Origin of the sequence: Micromonospora sp. CA-248089 (genome assembly GCF_050948515.1) — a bacterium.
Classification (GTDB): Bacteria; Actinomycetota; Actinomycetes; order Mycobacteriales; family Micromonosporaceae; genus Micromonospora.
Genome location: NZ_CP192016.1, coordinates 3,857,507 through 3,875,765 on the forward strand (window position 1 = coordinate 3,857,507; position 18,259 = coordinate 3,875,765).

Annotated in this window: 19 protein-coding genes; 6 read left to right on the forward strand and 13 right to left on the reverse strand. The window is 72.0% G+C overall.

The features are described from left to right. The first annotated feature begins 5 nt into the window (after positions 1 to 5). Genes ACQP26_RS18320 through ACQP26_RS18335 form a run of 4 tightly spaced genes read left to right on the forward strand, consistent with a single transcriptional unit; the run spans position 6 to position 4,601 of the window. On the forward strand, positions 6 to 845 hold the full coding sequence (locus tag ACQP26_RS18320; RefSeq protein WP_269705500.1) for a cyclase family protein: 840 nt from the start codon (positions 6 to 8) through the stop codon (positions 843 to 845). Beyond that, positions 838 to 2,244 carry an MmgE/PrpD family protein gene (locus ACQP26_RS18325; protein WP_433493486.1) on the forward strand — a complete coding sequence of 469 codons (1,407 nt, stop codon included), beginning with the start codon at positions 838 to 840 and terminating at the stop codon, positions 2,242 to 2,244. Before ACQP26_RS18320 ends, ACQP26_RS18325 begins: the two co-directional genes overlap by 8 nt. 22 nt (positions 2,245 to 2,266) lie before the next feature. Further along, positions 2,267 to 3,730 carry a dihydroorotase gene (locus ACQP26_RS18330; RefSeq protein ID WP_194799022.1) on the forward strand — a complete coding sequence of 488 codons (1,464 nt, stop codon included), beginning with the start codon at positions 2,267 to 2,269 and terminating at the stop codon, positions 3,728 to 3,730. 10 nt (positions 3,731 to 3,740) lie between these two features. Then, a complete protein-coding gene (locus ACQP26_RS18335; protein ID WP_433493487.1) occupies positions 3,741 to 4,601 on the forward strand; it encodes an HpcH/HpaI aldolase/citrate lyase family protein in 861 nt (286 codons plus the stop codon). 58 nt (positions 4,602 to 4,659) lie between these two features. Here ACQP26_RS18335 and ACQP26_RS18340 read toward each other — a convergent pair whose 3' ends face one another. The 13 genes from ACQP26_RS18340 to ACQP26_RS18400 form a co-directional block, all read right to left on the reverse strand. After that, complete coding sequence (locus ACQP26_RS18340) at positions 4,660 to 5,295, reverse strand: GntR family transcriptional regulator (protein ID WP_013286904.1); 636 nt, start codon at positions 5,293 to 5,295, stop codon at positions 4,660 to 4,662. A 29-nt stretch (positions 5,296 to 5,324) separates the two neighbouring features. Then, positions 5,325 to 6,074 carry an SDR family NAD(P)-dependent oxidoreductase gene (locus ACQP26_RS18345; RefSeq protein WP_269705496.1) on the reverse strand — a complete coding sequence of 250 codons (750 nt, stop codon included), beginning with the start codon at positions 6,072 to 6,074 and terminating at the stop codon, positions 5,325 to 5,327. Next, positions 6,071 to 7,222, reverse strand: a complete 1,152-nt coding sequence (locus ACQP26_RS18350) for a CaiB/BaiF CoA transferase family protein (protein WP_269705495.1) — start codon at positions 7,220 to 7,222, stop codon at positions 6,071 to 6,073. Before ACQP26_RS18350 ends, ACQP26_RS18345 begins: the two co-directional genes overlap by 4 nt. Continuing rightward, complete coding sequence (locus ACQP26_RS18355; RefSeq protein WP_433493488.1) at positions 7,219 to 8,103, reverse strand: hydroxymethylglutaryl-CoA lyase; 885 nt, start codon at positions 8,101 to 8,103, stop codon at positions 7,219 to 7,221. Before ACQP26_RS18355 ends, ACQP26_RS18350 begins: the two co-directional genes overlap by 4 nt. Beyond that, on the reverse strand, positions 8,100 to 8,531 hold the full coding sequence (locus tag ACQP26_RS18360) for a GlcG/HbpS family heme-binding protein (protein ID WP_135240666.1): 432 nt from the start codon (positions 8,529 to 8,531) through the stop codon (positions 8,100 to 8,102). The genes ACQP26_RS18355 and ACQP26_RS18360 overlap by 4 nt, the downstream gene beginning before the upstream one ends. 10 nt (positions 8,532 to 8,541) lie before the next feature. Beyond that, positions 8,542 to 9,750 carry a CaiB/BaiF CoA transferase family protein gene (locus ACQP26_RS18365; protein WP_281577514.1) on the reverse strand — a complete coding sequence of 403 codons (1,209 nt, stop codon included), beginning with the start codon at positions 9,748 to 9,750 and terminating at the stop codon, positions 8,542 to 8,544. Then, entirely contained in the window at positions 9,747 to 10,046 is a 300-nt protein-coding gene (locus tag ACQP26_RS18370; RefSeq protein ID WP_052166116.1) for a NifU family protein, read from the reverse strand. The genes ACQP26_RS18365 and ACQP26_RS18370 overlap by 4 nt, the downstream gene beginning before the upstream one ends. Continuing rightward, positions 10,036 to 11,076, reverse strand: a complete 1,041-nt coding sequence (locus ACQP26_RS18375; protein WP_151498808.1) for an amidohydrolase family protein — start codon at positions 11,074 to 11,076, stop codon at positions 10,036 to 10,038. The genes ACQP26_RS18370 and ACQP26_RS18375 overlap by 11 nt, the downstream gene beginning before the upstream one ends. Then, the gene (locus ACQP26_RS18380) at positions 11,073 to 12,170 is read right to left on the reverse strand and encodes an ABC transporter permease (RefSeq protein WP_281577513.1); all 1,098 of its coding nucleotides are present in this window, start codon (positions 12,168 to 12,170) and stop codon (positions 11,073 to 11,075) included. Before ACQP26_RS18380 ends, ACQP26_RS18375 begins: the two co-directional genes overlap by 4 nt. Next, positions 12,167 to 12,943: an ATP-binding cassette domain-containing protein gene (locus ACQP26_RS18385; RefSeq protein ID WP_269705490.1), complete on the reverse strand. Its 777-nt coding sequence runs from the start codon at positions 12,941 to 12,943 to the stop codon at positions 12,167 to 12,169. The genes ACQP26_RS18380 and ACQP26_RS18385 overlap by 4 nt, the downstream gene beginning before the upstream one ends. Next, positions 12,940 to 14,148 (reverse strand): substrate-binding domain-containing protein, encoded by a 1,209-nt coding sequence (locus ACQP26_RS18390; protein ID WP_269705489.1) that lies wholly within the window; start codon positions 14,146 to 14,148, stop codon positions 12,940 to 12,942. The genes ACQP26_RS18385 and ACQP26_RS18390 overlap by 4 nt, the downstream gene beginning before the upstream one ends. Before the next feature lie 270 nt (positions 14,149 to 14,418). Next, positions 14,419 to 14,796, reverse strand: coding sequence for a metal-sulfur cluster assembly factor (locus ACQP26_RS18395; RefSeq protein WP_269705488.1), 378 nt, complete (start codon positions 14,794 to 14,796; stop codon positions 14,419 to 14,421). Continuing rightward, the gene (locus tag ACQP26_RS18400) at positions 14,793 to 15,902 is read right to left on the reverse strand and encodes an amidohydrolase family protein (RefSeq protein ID WP_433493489.1); all 1,110 of its coding nucleotides are present in this window, start codon (positions 15,900 to 15,902) and stop codon (positions 14,793 to 14,795) included. Before ACQP26_RS18400 ends, ACQP26_RS18395 begins: the two co-directional genes overlap by 4 nt. 336 nt (positions 15,903 to 16,238) lie before the next feature. Here ACQP26_RS18400 and ACQP26_RS18405 point away from each other — a divergent pair, with 336 nt between their 5' ends. Together ACQP26_RS18405 and ACQP26_RS18410 are read left to right on the forward strand one after the other, a co-directional pair. Further along, a complete protein-coding gene (locus ACQP26_RS18405; protein WP_269705486.1) occupies positions 16,239 to 17,084 on the forward strand; it encodes an ATP-binding cassette domain-containing protein in 846 nt (281 codons plus the stop codon). A gap of 44 nt (positions 17,085 to 17,128) precedes the next feature. After that, a complete protein-coding gene (locus tag ACQP26_RS18410; RefSeq protein WP_252447969.1) occupies positions 17,129 to 18,235 on the forward strand; it encodes a sugar ABC transporter substrate-binding protein in 1,107 nt (368 codons plus the stop codon). The last annotated feature ends 24 nt before the right edge of the window (positions 18,236 to 18,259 follow it).

Genomic DNA, 18,259 nt, shown 5'->3' on the forward strand with positions numbered 1-18,259 from the left:
ACCCCGTGGGCACCACTGCCAGAACCGCCGACCGCCTGCTCGACGCCGTGCAGGCCGGTGTCACGATCTACGACCTGGGCCGGCGGCTGACCGTCGGCATGCCGCAGTCGCCGAACCACCCGGCGTTCGGGCTCACCCTGCCCCGCCGCCACGGCGACATGGTGCGCGCCGACGGCGGCTCCGCCGCCAACGACCTGCTGGTGATGGGCACGCACGTCGGCACGCACGTCGACGCGCTCGCGCACGTCTCCCAGGACGGCCGGCTGCACGGCGGCGCCGACGCCGCCGAAGCGCAGGTCGGCGGCCGGTTCGACGAGCTGGGCGTGCACACCGTCGCGCCGATGGTCCGCCGGGGCGTGCTGCTGGACGTGCCCGCCGCGCTGGGCGTGGAGGCCTGCGAGCCCGGTTACGAGATCACCCCGGCCGACCTGGACGCCGCGGAGTCCCGGCAGGGCACGCCGGTGGGCGCCGGCGACGTGGTGCTCATCCGCAGCGGGTGGGGCCGGCTGTTCGACCACGAGGACCGCAACCAGTACATCGGCAAGGACTCCGGCGTACCGGGAGTCGGCGCGGACGGCGCGACCTGGCTGGCGCAGCGTCAGGTGCACGCGGCCGGCGCGGACACCATCGCCTTCGAGTGCCTGCACCCGGGCAAGGGCCACAGCTCGCTGCCGGCGCACCGGATCCTGCTGGTGGAGCACGGCATCTACCTGATCGAGACGATGGCGCTGGAGGAGCTGGCCCGCGACGGGGTGCACGAGTTCACCTTCGTGATGGCGCCGCTGCCGCTGTACGGCGCCACCGGCTCCCCGGTGCGCCCGCTGGCGGTGATCAGCCGTGGCTGAACCGACACTGGGCCGCCACCTGGCCACCTTCGCCGCCGACACCGCCGCCGACACGCTGCCCGACGAGGTGGTCGCCAGCGTCCGGGCCCGCGTCCTGGACGTGCTCGGGCTCTGCGTGGCGGCCCGGCCGCTGCCGACCAGCCAGGCGGCCCTCGCCTACGTCGCCGAGCAGGGCGGCCGGGGCCAGGCGACCGTGGTCGGCCTGGACGAGAAGGCGCCGGCGGCGCTGGCCGCGTTCGCCAACGGCGTGCTGGCGCACTCGCTCGACTACGACGACACGCACCTGCCGTCGGTGCTGCACCCCAGCGCGTCGGTGGTGCCGGCCGCGCTGGCCGCCGCCGAGGCGTCCGGGGCGTCCGGGCAGGAGACCGTCGCGGCCATCGCCGTCGGCCTGGAGGTGTGCGTCCGGCTCGGCATGGCCGGCTACGACCCGGCCGCCGGCAACTCCGTCTTCTTCGAGCACGGGCAGCACGCCACCTCGATCTGCGGCACGCTCGGCGGCGCGGTCGCCGCGGCCCGGCTGCTGAAGCTGGACGCCGACGGCGCGCTCGACGCGCTCGGGGTGTCCGCCTCGATGGCGGCCGGGCTGATCGAGTCCAACCGCAACGGCGGCACGGTCAAGCGGATCCACTGCGGCTGGGCCGCGCACGCGGCGGTCAGCGCCGCGCAGCTGGCCCGGCACGGCGTGACCGGCCCGCCGACCGTGCTGGAGGGGCGCTTCGGCTTCTTCCAGGCGTTCCTGCGCGGCGAGTTCGACGGCGACGAGATCGTCCGCGGGCTCGGCACCGACTGGGCGGTACCGGGCATCTTCTTCAAGCCGTACCCGGCGAACCACTTCACCCACGCGGCCATCGACGCGGCGATCGCGCTGCGCGAGCGCGGGCTGCCGCTGGACCAGATCGAGTCGATCACGCTCGGCGTGCCGACGCCGACGGTACGCACCATCGGCCAGCCCATCGAGCGCAAGCGCGCACCGCAGACCGGTTACGAGGCGCAGTTCAGCGGCCCGTACGCGGTCGTCGCCGGCCTGATCGGCGGCGGCGGTCTCGGCGTGGACCTCGCCGACTTCACCGACGCCCTGGCGCACGACCCGCAGCGGCGGGAGCTGATGGCGCGCGTCGACGTGGTGGGCGACGAGCGGTGCGACGCGATCTTCCCGCACCAGTTCCCGGCCGTGCTGCGGGTGGTCACCCGCGACGGGCGGGAGTGGGTGCAGGAGGTGCTCGCCAACCGGGGCGGGCCGCAGCGTCCGCTCAGCGACGCCGAACTGGCGGTCAAGTTCCGCACCAACGCCGCCGCCCTGCCGGAGGCGACCGCCGACCGCATCACCGAGGAGGTCCACCGGCTGGACCGGGCCCCCGACGTCCACGGCCTGATGGGCCTGATCAACCGCCGCTGAACCGAGCACGAGGAGCAACACCATGAGCACCTACGACCTGCTGCTGACGAACGTCCGCGTGGTCCGGCACGACCGGCCCGAACCCGAGCTGATGGACATCGGCGTCACCGACGGGCGGATCAGCCGCGTCGCCCCGCAGATCGACCGGGCGGAGGCCGCCCAGGTCGTCGACGGCGGCGGCCGGCTCGCCTTCCCCGGCGTGGTCGACGCCCACCAGCACTGGGGCATCTACAACCCGCTGAGCGAGGACGCCGTCTCGGAGAGCCGCGCGTCGGTGCAGGGCGGCGTCACCACGGCGCTGAACTACATGCGCACCGGGCAGTACTACCTCAACCGCGGCGGCCGGTACGCGGACTTCTTCCCCGAGGTGCTGGCCGCGACCGAGGGCCGCTCCTACATCGACTACGGCTTCCACCTGGCGCCGATGTCGCGGGAGCACATCGGTGAGGTGCCGTCGCTGGTGGAGGAGCACGGGGTCACCTCGTTCAAGATCTTCATGTTCTACGGCAGCCACGGCCTGCACGGCCGGTCCACCGACCAGAACTCGTTCCTGATGATCCCGGAGGGCGAGCGGTACGACTACGCCCACTTCGAGTTCGTGATGCGGGGCGTCCAGGCGGCCCGGGAGCGTTTCCCCGAGCTGGCCGACGAGATCTCGCTGTCGCTGCACTGCGAGACCGCCGAGATCATGAGCGCGTACACCAAGCAGGTCGAGCAGGACGGCACGCTGCGCGGGCTGGAGGCGTACCACGCGTCGCGGCCGCCGCACTCCGAGGGACTGGCCGTGTCGATCGCGTCGTACCTGGCGCACGAGACCGGGCTGCCGAAGATCAACCTGCTGCACCTGACCTCGGAGAAGGCGGTCGACGCGGCGCTGCGGATGGCGCGGGCGTTCCCGCACATCGACTTCCGTCGCGAGGTGACCATCGGTCACCTGGTCGCCGACATCGACACCGCGCACGGCCTGGGCGGCAAGGTCAACCCGCCGCTGCGCCCGCGCGCCGACGTCGAGGCGCTCTGGGGGTACGTCCTGGACGGCAAGATCGACTGGGTGGTCAGCGACCACGCCTGCTGCAAGGACGAGGTCAAGTTCGGTGAGCCGCGCGACGACATCTTCGTCGCCAAGTCCGGCTTCGGCGGCGCCGAGTACCTGCTGCCCGGCCTGGTCACCGAGGGCAACCGGCGCGGTCTGTCGTACCAGCGGGTGGCGGAGCTGACCTCGTGGAACCCGGCGCAGCGCTTCGGCCTGCGCAACAAGGGCGCGCTGCTGCAGGGCTACGACGCCGACATCTGCCTGGTCGACCCGGACTCGACCTGGACGGTGCGCGCCGAGGACTCCGAGTCGACGCAGGAGTACACGCCGTTCGAGGGCTTCGAGCTGACCGCCCGGGTCACCGACACCTTCGTGCGCGGGCAGCACGTGCTCGTCGACGGCAAGGTGACCGGCGAGCCGGCCGGCCGCTACCTCGCCCGCCCGCAGCGGTAGGGGGAACGACATGACGGCGGTGGCGCGCAGTTACCTGTACGTGCCGGGCGACCGGGCGGACCTGCTGGACAAGGCGGCCGGGCGGGGCGCGGACGCGCTCGTGCTCGACCTGGAGGACGCGGTCACGCCGGCCCGCAAGGCGCAGGCCCGGGAGACGGTCGCCGGGTTCCTGGGCGCCGCCGCGCCGTCCGCACCCGAGCTCTGGGTGCGGATCAACAGCGACCAGTTCGAGGCGGACGTCGAGGTCCTCTCCCCCGCCGCGGCCGGGGTGTGGGTGCCGAAGGCCGAGCCGGAGCTGCTCGCCGAGGTCGATGCCGCGCTGACCCGGGTACAGCGGCGGCTCGGTCCGGACGCCCCGGCGTTCCGGGTGGTGGCGCTGATCGAGACCGCCCGGGGCGTGCTCACCGCGCCGCGGGTGGCCGAAGCGCCACGGGTGCTGCGGCTCGGCCTCGGCGAGGCAGACCTCGCCGGTGAGCTGGGGTTGCAGCCCGGGCCGGACCGGGCGGAGTTCGCCCCGATCCGCTCCCAGGTCGTGGTCGCGTCGGCGGCCGCCGGCATCGCCCCCGCGGTGGGGCCGGTGGAGACCACGCTGCGCGACCCGGAACGGCTGGAGCGGACCACCCGGGCGCTGCTGCGGCAGGGCTTCCGGGCCCGCAGCGCCATCCACCCCGGGCAGGTCGCGACCATCAACGAGGTGTTCACCCCCAGCGAGGCCGAGGTGGCCTCCGCCCGGGCCGTGCTGGCGGCGCTGGAGCGGGCCGAACGTGGCGGCTCCGGGGTGGCCACCGACGCCGACGGGCGGTTGCTGGACCGGGCGGTGGTGCGTGCCGCCACCGAGGTGGTGCGCCGCGCCGAGGCGTCCGCCGAATGACCCGTGCCGCCGGGCCGGGACCGTCGAGGGTTACGACGTGTCCCCGGCCCGGCGTGGGTCAGGGCGTGCCGAGGGTGGCGCGCGCGGCCAGGATGTGCGCCCGCATCACCGAGCCGGCCCAGGCCCGGTCGCGTGCCTCGAACGCGTCGATCAGCTCCCGGTGGTGCGACATGCTGCGCGCCATCGCCGCCTCGTCGTACCGGCGGAACGTGCGGTTCACCAGCGGCGTCTGCACCACCGCCCCGAGCAGCGCGCTCAACCGGCGGTTCCGCCCGGCGCCCAGGATGATCTCGTGGAACTGCGCGTTGCAGACCGCGATCCGGTCCGCCCGGTCCCGCCGCTGACCGGCCGCGTAGCCCTCCATCTCGGCGCACAGCTCGCGCAGCCGGGCGATCTCCTCCGGCGTGATCCGGGTCGCGGCCAGCTCGGCGCCGTACCCCTCCAGCAGGGCGCGCAGCTCGAAGATCTCCTCCAGGTCCTGCTCGCGCCAGGCCGGTACGGTGGCGCCCCGGTTGGCCTCCCAGTCCACCAGGCCCTCGGCGTGCAGCCGGCGCAGCGCCTCCCGTACGGGGGTGCGGCTCACCCCCACCGCGGCGGCGAGATCCTCCTCGGACAGCTTCTTCCCCGGCTCGTACGCCCCGCCGAGGATGCGCGTCTTGATCGACTCGTACGCCGACTGCGTGGCCCGGCCCATGCGTCCCCCTCTGTTCACCGATGGTGAACCTACATCGACGCGGTGGAACCGCCGTTGACGGCGTACTCCGAACCGGTCACCTGCCGGGCCCGGTCCCCGGCGAGGAACAGCACCACCTCGGCGACGTCCTCCGGCTCGTTCATCCGGCCCAGCGGCAGCCGGCGCAGCTCGTGCACCACGTGGTCGGCGGCGGCGGAGACGTCGATGCCCAGCCGGAGCGCGACCGACTCCAGGTAGGCGTCCATGGTCGCGGTCCGCGTCGGGCCGGGCGCGACGGTGTTCACCCGCACGCCCCGGGAGCCGTACTCCAGGGCCAGGCCCTTGGCGAGGCTGAGCAGCGCGGCCTTGCTGACCGCGTAGTCGAGCATGTGCGGCTTCGGGTGCCGCGCCGCCTCGGAGCCGATGGTGACCACGCTGCCGCCGCCCCGCTCGACCATGAGCGGCACGAGCGCGCGGCACAGCCGCACGCAGGACATCACGTTGACGTCCCAGGTGCGCTGCCAGGCCGCGTCGTCGATGTCGGTGAAGGCGTCCCGGTACGGCGCGAGCGCCACGTTGTTGACGAGCACGTCCGCGCCGCCGTACCGGCTGGTCACCTCCCGCACGACGGCGGCGACGCCGGCCGGGGTGCCCAGGTCGGCGGTGACCGGGACGCCCACGCACGCGGACACGTCCAGGTCGGCGGAGACCACCTCGGCGCCCTCGTCGGCCAGCCGCCGGGCGACGGCGAGCCCGATCCCCGATCCGGCGCCGGTGACGACGGCGACCCTGCCCCTCATCCGCTGCTCCCCTCAGTGCCGGCGAGCACCTCGTCGGTGTGCTCGCCGAGCGTCGGCGCGAGCCGACCGGCCGGCAGCGGCGAGGCCGACATGACGATCGGCGGGGCGATGCTGCGCAGCCGCCCGGCCACCGGGTGCTCGACGATCGACACCAGACCCGTTTCGGCCCGTTCCTCCTCGCGCAGGATCTCCTCGTAGCCCGCCAGCGGCGCGCACGGCACGTCGATCGCCGACAGCTCCGCCAGCCACTCGGCGGTGGTACGCCCGCGCAGCACGTCGGCGACCACCCGGTAGAGCCCGTCGGCGTTGGCGATCCGCTTGCCGACGGTGTCGTAGTCGGGGTGGCGCAGCAGGTCGGCGCGCCCGACCAGGGTGAGGAACCGTTCCCACTGCCGGCCGGTGTAGATCAGCACGCACAGGTGCCCGTCGGCGGTGGCGTACGGACGGCGGTTCGGCGCGGCGGTACGCGGGTAGAGCGGCGGCCCGGTGGGCGGGTCGAACGTCCAGCCGTCGAGCTGTTCGAGCAGGCCGAAGGCGACCATCGTGTCGAACATCGGCACCTCGACGCGCTGCCCCTCGCCGGTGGCGTCGCGGTGCCGCAACGCGGCGAGCACGGCGGTGGACGCGGTGAGTCCGGTGATCTTGTCGGCGAGCGGGGTGACGACGTACCCGGGCTGGTCCTGGTTGACGCTCTGCAGCCGGGCGATCCCGGAGGCGCCCTGGATCACGTCGTCGTACGCGGGCCGGTCGGCGTGCCGGCCGGTGCTCCGGAACCCCGGGATCGCACAGTAGACGATCGCCGGGTGCAGCGCGCGTACGTCGTCGTAGGTGAGCGCGAGCCGGGCCACGGCGGCCGGGCGCATGTTGTGCACCAGCACGTCCACCGTCGGGACGAGCCGGTCGAACGCGGCCCGGTCGGCGGGCGCCTTGAGGTCCAGCAGGACGCTCTTCTTGCCCCGGTTCATGTTGAGGAACACCGCCGCCATGCCGGGGGTGCGGGCGGCGCCGAGCTGGCGGGCGATGTCGCCGCCCGGCGGCTCCACCTTGATCACCTCGGCGCCCAGGTCGGCCAGCATCAGCGTGCAGTACGGACCGGAGAACGTGCTGGTCAGGTCCAGTACCCGCAGTCCGGCCAGCGGCCCGGTCACGGGAACCCACCGGCCCGGCTCAGCATGCCCGGCAGCTCGGCGCCGAACACCTCGCCCAGCCACCTGGCGTTGCCGATGGCCGCATCCTGCGACACCCCGGTCCGGGTCCCGGAGCGTTCCAGCGCGTACACCACGTCCTCGGTGGCCACGTTGCCGGTGGCGGCCGGCGCGAACGGGCAGCCGCCGATGCCGCCGACGCTGGCGTCGATCGCCCGCGCCCCGGCCCCGACGGCGGCCAGGACGTTGGCCAGGCCCAGGTTGCGGGTGTTGTGGAAGTGCCCGCGCAGGCTCGCGCCGGTGCGCTCGCGCACGGCCGTGAACAGCCGCTCCACCTGGGACGGCACGGCCACGCCGATGGTGTCGGCGAGCGCCACCTCGTCCGGCGCCACCGGTGCCAGGTCGTCGACGACGCGCAGCACGCGCTCCGGCGGCGTCTCCCCCTCGAACGGGCAGCCGAACGCGGCCCCGACCGTGACCGACGCGCGCAGCCCCTGTTCCCGGGCCCGGGGCAGCAGCCGCCGCACCTCCGCGACCGCCTCCGCGGTGGTCGTGCCCTGGTTGCGCCGGCAGAACGTGTCGGTGGCGACCACCACGAAGTTGACCTCGGTGACGCCTGCGGCGACCGCCCGGTCCAGTCCGCGCCCGTTCATCACCAGGCCGATCGCGGCCAGGCCCGGCTCGTCACGGACCAGTGCCATCAGCGCGTCGGCGTCGGCGAGCTTCGGCACCTTCGCCGGGTTGACGAAGCTCGTCACCTCGACCCGCCGGCTGCCCGCCGCGACCGCCCGGCGTACCAGTTCGGCCTTCTGCCCGGTGGTCAGCTCCGCCGGGTGGTTCTGCAGGCCGTCCCGGGGGCCGACCTCGACGATCTCGACGTTCAAGACAGCGCCTTCAGTCCGGCCTGCGCGACCTCCATGTCCTGCGTGTAGTGGCCGCCGCTGACCCCGATGCCGCCGACCAGCACGTCGTCGACCTTCACCGGATAGCCACCGCCGAAGGTCACCAGCCGGTCGATCGCGGGCGGGGCGCCCATGGCCAGCGGGCCGTCGTCCTTGATGAAGTCGTACCAGCCGTCGCTGCTGAGGCCGAAACCGACGGCCGTGTACGCCTTGTCCTGCGCCAGCTGGACGCTCACCAGCGGCGCGCCGTCCATCCGCTCGTACGCCTTGAGCACGCCGCTCTCGTCGCACACCGCGACGGTGACCGCGAAGCCCATCTCCTCGGCGCGGGCGACGGCGGCGGCCACCATCGCCCGCGCGGCCGGCGCGGAGATCGAGCGCTTCTTCACCACGTGCGGGTTCTTCGCCATGACTGCCTCCTCAGATCGCGCCGGCGGCGCGCAGTTCGGTGATCCGGTCGTCGGCCAGGCACAGGACCTGGCGCAGGACCTCGTCGGTGTGCTCGCCCAGCCGGGGGCCCACCGAACGCAGCCGGCCCGGGGTGCGGGACAGCCGGGGCGCGACGTTCTGCATCGGGAACGCGCCCATCTCCGGGTGGTCGAGTTCGACGATCGCCTCGCGCGCGGCGAAGTGCTCGTCGGCCAGCATCTCCCGGGCGGTGTAGACCGACCCGGCCGGTACGCCGCTCAGATGCAGCAGCCGCAGCAGCGCGGCCGGCTCGAACGTGACGGTCCACGCCGCGATCAGGTCGTCGAGTTCGGCCTGGTGCGCGCCGCGGGCGGCGTGGGTGGCGTACCGGGGGTCGTCGGCCAGGTCCGGGCGGCCCATCGCCGCCGCCAGGCGGCGGAACACCGTGTCCTGGTTCGCGGCGATCAGGACGGTGGCGCCGTCGCGCGTCGGGTACGCGTTGCTCGGCGCCACGTTGGGCAGGATCGAGCCGGTCCGCTCCCTGACGTAGCCGGTGAGCGCGTACTCCGGCACCAGCGACTCCATCAGCGCCAGCACCGACTCGTAGATGGCGCTGTCCACCACCTGGCCCTGGCCGGTGCTGCCCGCCACCCGCAACGCCATCATGGCGCCGAGCGCGGCGAACGTGCCGGCCAGCGAGTCGCCGAGGCTGACGCCGATGCGGCTCGGCGGCGTGGACGGGTCGCCGGTGACGTGCCGGATCCCGCCCATCGCCTCGCCGATCGAGCCGTAGCCGGCGCGGGACGCGTACGGGCCGTCCTGCCCGAACGCGGTGACCCGCACGACGACCAGCCGCGGGTTGATCCGGTGCAGCTCCTCCGGCGCGAGCCCCCAGCGTTCCAGCGTGCCCGGGCGGAAGTTCTCCACGAACACGTCGGCGCCGGCGAGCAGGTCGCGCATGAGCTGCTGCCCCTCCGGCACCCGCAGGTTGCAGGTGACCGACTTCTTGTTGCGGGCCACCACCGGGAACCACAGCGACTTGCCGTGCGGCTTCTCCCGCCCCCACTGCCGCATCGGGTCGCCGCCGTCCGGCTGCTCGACCTTGATCACCTCGGCGCCGAAGTCACCGAGCAGCTGCGCGCAGAACGGTCCGGCCAGCAGCACGCCGGCCTCCACCACGCGTACGCCGGTCAGCGGCCCGTCGGGAAAGCCGCCGGTCATCCGGCCGGCTCCGACAGTCCGAACATCTTCTCGATGCGCGCCTCGGCGAACCGGGACACCGCGCCCGCCCGGGTCACCGACCGGACGCCCTCGATCTTCAGCAGCGCCGGGCGGACCAGCGAGCCCATGGTGACCGGCGCCGACGGGCAGGCCGCGCAGCGGCCGTGGAACGTCACCCGGGCGTCGCCGTCGGCGTCCACGTCGACGGTGACGCCGCCGCCGTGCGCCTCGACGAGCTGGCGTACCTTGCCGTCGAGCGCGCGGTCGGCGGCCTTCGCCGTCTTGTCAGCGCCCATCCTTGCGGCCCTTCTTCGCGGACTTCTTGCCGCTCTTGCCGTACAGCTCCTTCTTCTTGGCCTTCACGTCGATGCCGAGCACCCGGGCGAAGTTCAGGCCGAAGATCTTCTCCTTGATCTCGTCGGTCAGCTCCGGGTAGCCGTAGCCGTCCTGGAGGTCCTCCGGCATCTGCATCTCGGCGAACAGGTCGATGTACGCCTGCACCTTCGGCCAGACGAACGCCTCGGAGCCCCACAGCAGCCGGTCCGGGCCGACGTGCAGCAGGCACTTGCCGATGGCGTGCAGCGCGGCGCGGGGCGCGACCGGGTACTGGTTGATCCAGGCGGTGAGCGCGAGGTGGATGTTCTCGTACCGGGCGGCGATGTTGATCGTCTCGTTGATGAACGGCTCACCGAGGTGGTGCACGATGAACGTCATCTCGGGGAAGTCCTGCGCCGCGCGTTCCAGGTCGTACGGCGCCAGGTCGGCGATGTGCTGGGTGTTGAACGCCAGCCCCTTGTGGAACTGCACGTTCGTCACGCCGTGCTCCAGCGCGGTCTCCCACAGCGGGTACGCGACCTGCCGGTCGTCGATCTTCCAGGACAGGCCGCCGGAGTGCGCCTGGTAGAACTTGAAGCTGGTGGCGCCCCACTCCTCGATCTGCCGGATCATCTCGGTCACCGCGCCGTAGCGGCCGTGGGTGATCGGGTCGACGCCGCCGCAGAACAGCACCCGGTCCGGGTACGCCTCCTTGAGCTTGTAGTTGTTCTCCGCCGGTGAGAAGCCCAGCTTCCAGCCGCCGTGGCTGGGCACCGTCTGGGCCATCGCCATGTCGGTGTCGGACTCCTCGAACATCAGCCGGTACGCGTCCTCGACGGACAGTTCGCGGCCGGAGATGTCGTCGTACGGGTAGCCCGGTGCGGAGTACTTGCGGGCGTACTCGACGAGCGCGTTCGTCGACTTCTTCCCGCCGTGGTTGAAGTCGATGTTCTCGTCGGTGAGCTTGTACATGTGGATGGCGTTGTCGAGGACGAAGAAGCCGTTCTTCATGGGGTGGGGCGTCCCTTCGGGGTGGTGTCGTGTTCCAGGCGTTCGACGTGCCGGACCGCGAGCTGGCGGCGGCGCCGTACCGACCAGGCGGCGACCGAGACGCCGGCGATGACGGCGAGGCCGTTGAAGACGCGCTCGATCCAGGTCGCGGCGCCGAGGTGTTGCAGGCCGGCGATGGTGAAGGTGATGAAGTACGCGGCGATCACGGTGCCGAGGATGTTGACCCGGCCGGGTCGCAGCGCGGCGGCGCCGAGGAAGGCGGCGGCGAAGGCCGGCAGCAGGAACTGCTCGCCGACCGTGGGCTGGGCCGAGCCGATCCGCGAGGCCAGCAGCACCCCGGCGAGCGAGGCGAGCACCGCCGCGCCGACGAACGCGCGGATGGTGTAGCTGCGGACGTCGATGCCGGCCCGGGCGGCGCCGCGCAGGTTGCCGTCCATCGCGTAGAGCCGCTGCCCGAACGGTGTCCAGACGACGATGAACTCCAGCGCCAGCACCAGCACCACGAGGTAGATCAGCGGCAGCGGGATGCCGCCCAGGTCGCCACGGGCGATCTCGGTGAACGCCGGCGGCACGTTCTGGTACAGCACCCGGCCACCGGTGACCATGTAGAGCAGACCCATCAGCAGGCTGCCCACGGCGAGCGTCGCGATGATCGAACTCATGCCGAACTTCAGCACCAGCAGGCTGTTGAGCAGGCCCACGGCGACGCCGACGGCGAGCACCGCCACCAGGGCCAGCCAGATCGGTACGCCCTGCACCGCGATCAGCCAGATGCTCACGCCCTGCGCCAGGCCCAGCATCGGGCCGACCGACGCGTCCAGGTAGTGCGCCAGCAGCGGCAGTGTGGCGGCCATCGCCACGATCACCGTCACGGTCTGGTTGACCAGGATCAGCCGGAAGTTCGTGGTGGTGAAGTAGGTGTCCGGGGTGAGCACGGAGAAGACCGCGATCACCAGGGCGAGCATGCCGAGCAGCCCGAACCGGCTCACCCCCTCGACCGCGCGCTCCCCGGCCCCGGCGCGGGACCGGTCGGCGCTCTGCTTGACGACGGTGCGGCCGCCGCCCGGGGGCGTCTGCGTGGTGGCGGCGGTCATCGGACCGCCTCCCCCGCCGTGGCGAGCGTGCCGGCGACGATCAGCTGCACGCACCGCTCGACGTCGAGCCCCTCGGTGGGGCCGTGGTAGACGTTGCGGCCCCCCTTCATCACCAGCAGCCGGTCGGCCATCGACAGGATCTCCGGGATCCGGTGGCTGATCACGATGACCGCGTAGCCGCGGTCGCGCAGCCTCCGGATCAGCGCGTTGACGCCGTCGGACTCGGTGGTGCCGAGCGCGGCCGTCGGCTCGTCCATCACCATGACGCGCGGCTCGTTCTCGGTGACCAGCGCGCGGGCGATGGCGACCATCTGCCGCTGCCCGCCGGAGAGCCCTTCGACCAGCACGTTCATGTCGTGCAGGTCGATGCCGAGCTCCTCCAGCACCGCCCGGGTGCGCTCGCGCATCGCCCGCTTGCGCAGCACCGGCAGGCCGCGTACGCCGCCGGTCCACTCGCGGCCGAGGAAGACGTTCTCGACGATGCTCAGGTTGTCGGAGAGCCCGAGGTCCTGGTAGATCATCTCGATTCCGGCGGTACGGGCCGCGCCGATGGTGTGCGGCGTCAGGTCCCGGCCGGCCACCCGCAGGCGGCCGGAGTCCGGCGCCAGCGCGCCGCTGACCATGCTCATCAGCGTGGACTTGCCGGCGCCGTTGTCCCCGACGACGCCCAGGATCTCGCCCGGGCGTACGTCGAAGGAGACGTCGGTGACGGCGCGTACCCGGCCGTAGGACTTGCTGACGCCCACCGCCTCCAGCACCGGGGCGGCACTCATCGGGCCTCGCTCCACATCTTCTCGTAGCGCTCGGCGTAGTTCACGTAGCTGTTCCAGTCGACAGCGCCGTCCTTGGGCGCGTTCGACTTGTCGAAGACGGTGGCCGGGATGCCCTGCTCGGCGTCGGGCAGCGCGGGCTGACCGGCGGCGAGCCGGCCGACCTGGTCGATGGCGGCGTAGGCGTTCCAGCCGCGGATGGCGCCGAAGTCGGCGAGCTGGTCACCGGCGGCCACGCTGCCCAGCCGCTCCGGCTCGGCGTTCTTGGACAGCACCTTGATGTCGTTGCGCCCGGCGGCCCGGATGGCGGCGATGACGGACTCCACGCCGTTGCCGTACGGCGTGAGGATGTACTGCAGGTTGTCGCCGTGCTTCTGGATCAGCGAGGTGGTGATGTTCTGCATCTCGATCGGGTCGACCGCCTGCGCCAGCGTGCGCTCGCGGACCTCCAGCAGCTCGCAGCCGGTGCAGCCGGCGAGCACGCGCTTGCTGGCGTTGAGCGCCTCGACCAGGTGCGGGTAGCCGACGTCCCAGAGGAAGACGACCTTGGCCTTGCCGTTGGAGTCGGCGACGGCCTTCGCCGTGGCCAGCACCGCCTGGAACGTCTCCCGGCTGGACACGTGCGCGTCGTAGCCGACCGCGCCGCCCTCGGCGACGGCGGAGACGCCCACCACCGGGATCTTCGCCTTCTGCAGCTCGGCGATGCCGTCGGCGACCTGGTTCTCCGGGATGGCGACGGTGATGACGGCGGTAGGCTTGTTGGCGGCGGCGGTGGCCAGTGCCTTCTGGTAGCCCTCCGGGGTGCCCTGGCCGTCCAGGATCTCGGCGCTCCAGCCGAGCTTCTCGGCGATGGCGGTGGCCCGCTTGCCGACCTCCTCGCAGGAGGTGCCGATCTTGCAGACGATGATGTTGAGCTTGCCGTTCGCCGGCGGCTTCACCGAGGTCGTCGGCCCGGACCACTCCTCGTAGATTTTGATCTTGTCGAGGGTGATGTCGGCTTCCTTGCCCTCGAAGTAGAGCATCCCGCCGGTGCCGGCGGCGATCAGCTTGCGGGCCATCTCGGTGTACTCGTCGTTGACCGCGGCGGGCGTGTCGGAGGCCGCGCTGTCCTCACCCGATCCGCAGGCGGCGGTGGTGAGCAGAAGGGCGGCCACCCCGAACGCGGCGGCGGCGGCGCGGAGCCGGCGGGCTCCGAAAGTGTGTGTCACGGTGCTACTCCCTCGGTGGGTGGCAGGCGTCGAAAAGAAGCACGTCGATGAGTCGGCGCAGGGAGGGGCGAAAACAAACCCGGCGCGTGACGGGCGCTTCGGGTTGCATGCAATCGCAGTCCAACACGATCAACATCGACAGTCAATAGTTCACAATGCCGAAACATAAGCCCTGTTGGCGGGCGTTTCGCCAGCCCGCGAGGGAGGCGCGCTCGCCCCGACCGGGCGGAGAAATTGTATTTTTCCGACGTGAAGCTCTCGGGGTACGCGTCAGCGGACGGGTGCTGCGGAACGCCCGATGCGCAGGATCGCGCGGCCGTGCTCGGTCATCAGCGCCTCGGACCAGTCGGTGCTGTCGCCCCACTCGACCTCGACGTCGTCGACCTCCGGCGCCACCCGTCCGATCTCCCGGCGCACGCTCTGCTCGAAGAACGGCGTGTACATGCAGAACGGACCGGTGGTGATCAGGTCGAGTGTCACCCGCAGCCGGCCGTCCGGCTCGCGGTACGCCCGCACGTCGCGTACCAGCCCCATGTCGACGATGCCCACCCGCCGGCCGACGCCCAGCCCGCAGGGGTCGTACACGGTGTTGCACGCGGTCAGCAGGCGTGACCGCAGGTCGGCGGCGACCGGGTCCGCGCCGCTCATGCCGCCAGCCGTTCCCGGTGGAGTGCCCACGGGCGGGGCGCGTGCGCGAGGTAGTCCTCGCGGCGCCGGGCCAGGTCGTCACCCGCCACCGCCGCGCGCGCCGCGCTCTCGTCCAGGCCGTGCAGGCGCAGCGCGTTGCCGCCCATCAGCTTGGCGAGCACGTCCGGGGTGAACTCGGGGAAGCCCCACCCCTCGACCATGTCCCGGGGCATCTCGAACGTCGTCAGCGCCTCGATGATCGGCTGCGGGTGCGCGGACGGCACGCCGGTGGCGAACATGATGCGATCCGTACCGCCGTGCATCATGAGCATGCCGACGATCTCGGCGAACCGGCGCGGCTTGCGCACGATCATGTTCGACACCGACTCGATGGTCGCCCAGATGTTCGGGTGCGTCCGCAGTTGCAGCGCGCAGTCCTCCAGGAACGCCCAGCCGCTGTGCACCACCTCGAACGTCAGGTCCGGGAAGGCGATCGCCGCGCAGGTCACGTCGTCGACGTGGTTGAGCACCCGCGGACCGGCTCCGGCCGGCACCGCCTTGTGCGCGCCGATGTGCCGGACGCCGAGGTCGAGCGCCTTCTGCAGGTAGGGGAACGCCAGCTCGCGGTCGTCCAGCAGCATCAGCTTCGAGGAGTTCACCTCCGGGTCGATCAGCCCGTTGGTCGGATAGAACTTGAACCCGTCGATGTCGTCCTCTTCGGCGCGCTGCTGCATCAGGTCCAGCTCGGCAGGGCCGCGCAGCGGGTCCACCGGCGCGAACAGCAGCACCCGGTCCGGGTACCGCCGCTTCAGCTCGCGGCCCAGCTCGTACGGCGAGGCGCCGCCGTCGAAGAAGCCGTCGATCTCCACGCCGTGGTAGATCATCACGTCGACGGCGCTCTCCACGAACACGATGTCCGCCAGCTCCTCGGCGGTCCAGCCGGCGGTGAACTCGTCCCGCGTCATCAGGTAGCCGGGCGCCGGCGACTCGACCGAGGTGTGGCCGATGCGGTACAGCGCGTTCACCATGCCGTCGTACGCGGCCTGGGAGCAGTGCGGCGCCCGGTTCGCGGGCCGGAAGTCGTACCCGTGGACGACACCGTCCACCACGACCATCCCATTGATCATGTCAACTCCGTTCTCCTGTCGACGGGAGCGTGACGAGCGGTGGACGGGCGCGGCCGGTCACCGCGCCGGCCGCCCGTCGCGGCAGTGCGCGGTATGTGATCGCGGCCACCATCGGCCCGAGAATGTACACAACATAGGGGCGCAGATCGGAGCGGTCAAGATGCCCTCGTCGTCCACTCGAGCCGTCGGCACACGCCACGACCGGCGTCGCCACCTCGTGGTTTTCCCGATTTTCTCGACACGTCGGGTCGAATGAGACCCGGCGGCGAGCACCGGAACCATTGGCTCGCCGCGAATCCTTGACAGTGATTGCATACATTGCTTGACTCTCTCGCCATGACAGAGCAGGCAGCGGCAGTCCCTCGTCCCGGGGACGTCGAGCGCCGCCGGGACGACGTCCCACCCCCCACCACCACACCGGTCCTGCAGGCGCGCGGCATCGCCCGCAGCTTCGGCGCCGTACGGGCCCTGCGCGACGCGTCACTGACCTTGCGACGGGGTGAGGTCATGGCGCTGATGGGCGACAACGGCGCCGGCAAGTCGACGCTGGTGAAGACGCTCGCCGGCGTGGTCACGCCGGATCGCGGCGAGATCCTGGTCGACGGCGCGCCCCGCCGCTTCGCCGGCCCCGCCGACGCGCTCGACGCCGGCATCGAGACCGTCTACCAGGACCTGTCGCTGATCGACTCGATGAGCGCGGCGGAGAACGTCTTCCTGGGCCGGGAACCGCTGGGCCGCGGCCCGATGTCCCGGCTGCTGCGCCTGGTGGACCGCCGCGCGATGGCGGAGCGGACGCAGAAGGCCGTCGACCGCATCGGCGCCCGGCTGCCCTCGCTGTCCTCGCACGTGTCCTCGATGTCCGGCGGACAGCGCCAGGCGCTCGCCGTCGCTCGGGCCACCATGTGGGGCCGCAACATCGTGATGCTCGACGAGCCGACCGCGGCGCTCGGCGTCACCGAGTCCGGGCACGTCCTGGAGATCATCACCGCGCTCAAGCAGCAGGACATCGCGGTGCTGATGATCTCGCACAACCTCGAACACGTCTTCCGCGTCGCCGACCGGGTCACGGTCATGCGACAGGGACGCACCGTCGGCGAGCTGACCACCGCCGAGGCGTCCTCCGGCGACATCGTCGCCCTGATCACCGGTGCCGCGCCCGCCACACCGGTGACCGAGTCCTGACACCGGCCGCACCGGCCGAAGCAAGCCCGAGAGAAGGGATCAGAGTGAGACGCAGATCGTTCGCGAGCGCCGCGCTCGTCGTCGCGCTGGGCATGACGGCGGCATGTTCCACCGAGGGGGCGGCCCCGGCGGCCCCCACGGAGGGCAAGGCCATGGAGGCCAAGGACGTCCGGATCGGGTTCGCCAACTTCGCCGAGCCGGCCAGCCCCGTGCTGGGGGCCATCGACGTCGGCATGCGCAAGGAGGCCGAGAAGCGCGGGTGGGAGATTCTCGTGCTCAACAACGACCGGGACGGGCCGACCGCGGTGGCGAACGCCGAGACCATGGTCTCCCGCGGCGTCACCCACGTGGTGGAGTTCCAGGGTGACGGCAAGGTCGCGCCGCAGATCATGGACATCTTCAACAAGGCCGGGATCCCGGTCATCGCGATCGACATCGCCCACCCGGGCGCGCACTTCTTCGGGATCAACAACGTCGAGTCGGGACGGCTGTCCGGCCGGGCCGGCGGGACGTACGCGAAGGAGAAGTGGGGCTGCAAGCCGGACCTCGTGACGGTGCTGGAGAACGAGGAGTCCGGTGACGTGGCGCTGCTGCGCACCGAGGGCATCCTCAAGGGACTCAAGGAGGTGTGCCCGGACATCGACGGCGTCATCACCCGGCGCAACTCGCCGACCACGCCGGACGGTGCCCAGGGCGTCGCCCGCGACATCCTGGTCTCCAAGCCCGACGCGAAGAAGATCCTCGCGCTCGGCGGCAACGACAACATGATCATCGGCACCATCAACGCCGCGGAGCAGCTCAGCCGCGCCGGTGAGATCTACGGCTACGGCCTCGGCGCCGACCTCATGCTGTTCGGGGTCGACACGCCGGGACTCGGCGGCTCGACCGCGTTCTGGTACGAGGGCTACGCCAAGCAGATCTACACGATCCTCGACCGGATGGTCGGCGGCGAGAAGATCCCCGTGGTCGACTCGCCGAAGGACCCGAACGCGCTGTTCAACCCGGTCTGCGCGTTCCCGAAGGACGCCGTGTCGTCCATCCCGCCGCTCAAGGAGCGGATCGACGCGCTCTACGCCAAGGACGCCCCGGCCAAGTCTGCCGCCGAGCAGTACTGTCCCGCGGGTACCGAGACGTACGGGCTCGGCAAGTGAGCACCTGACCATGTCCGTGTCTGC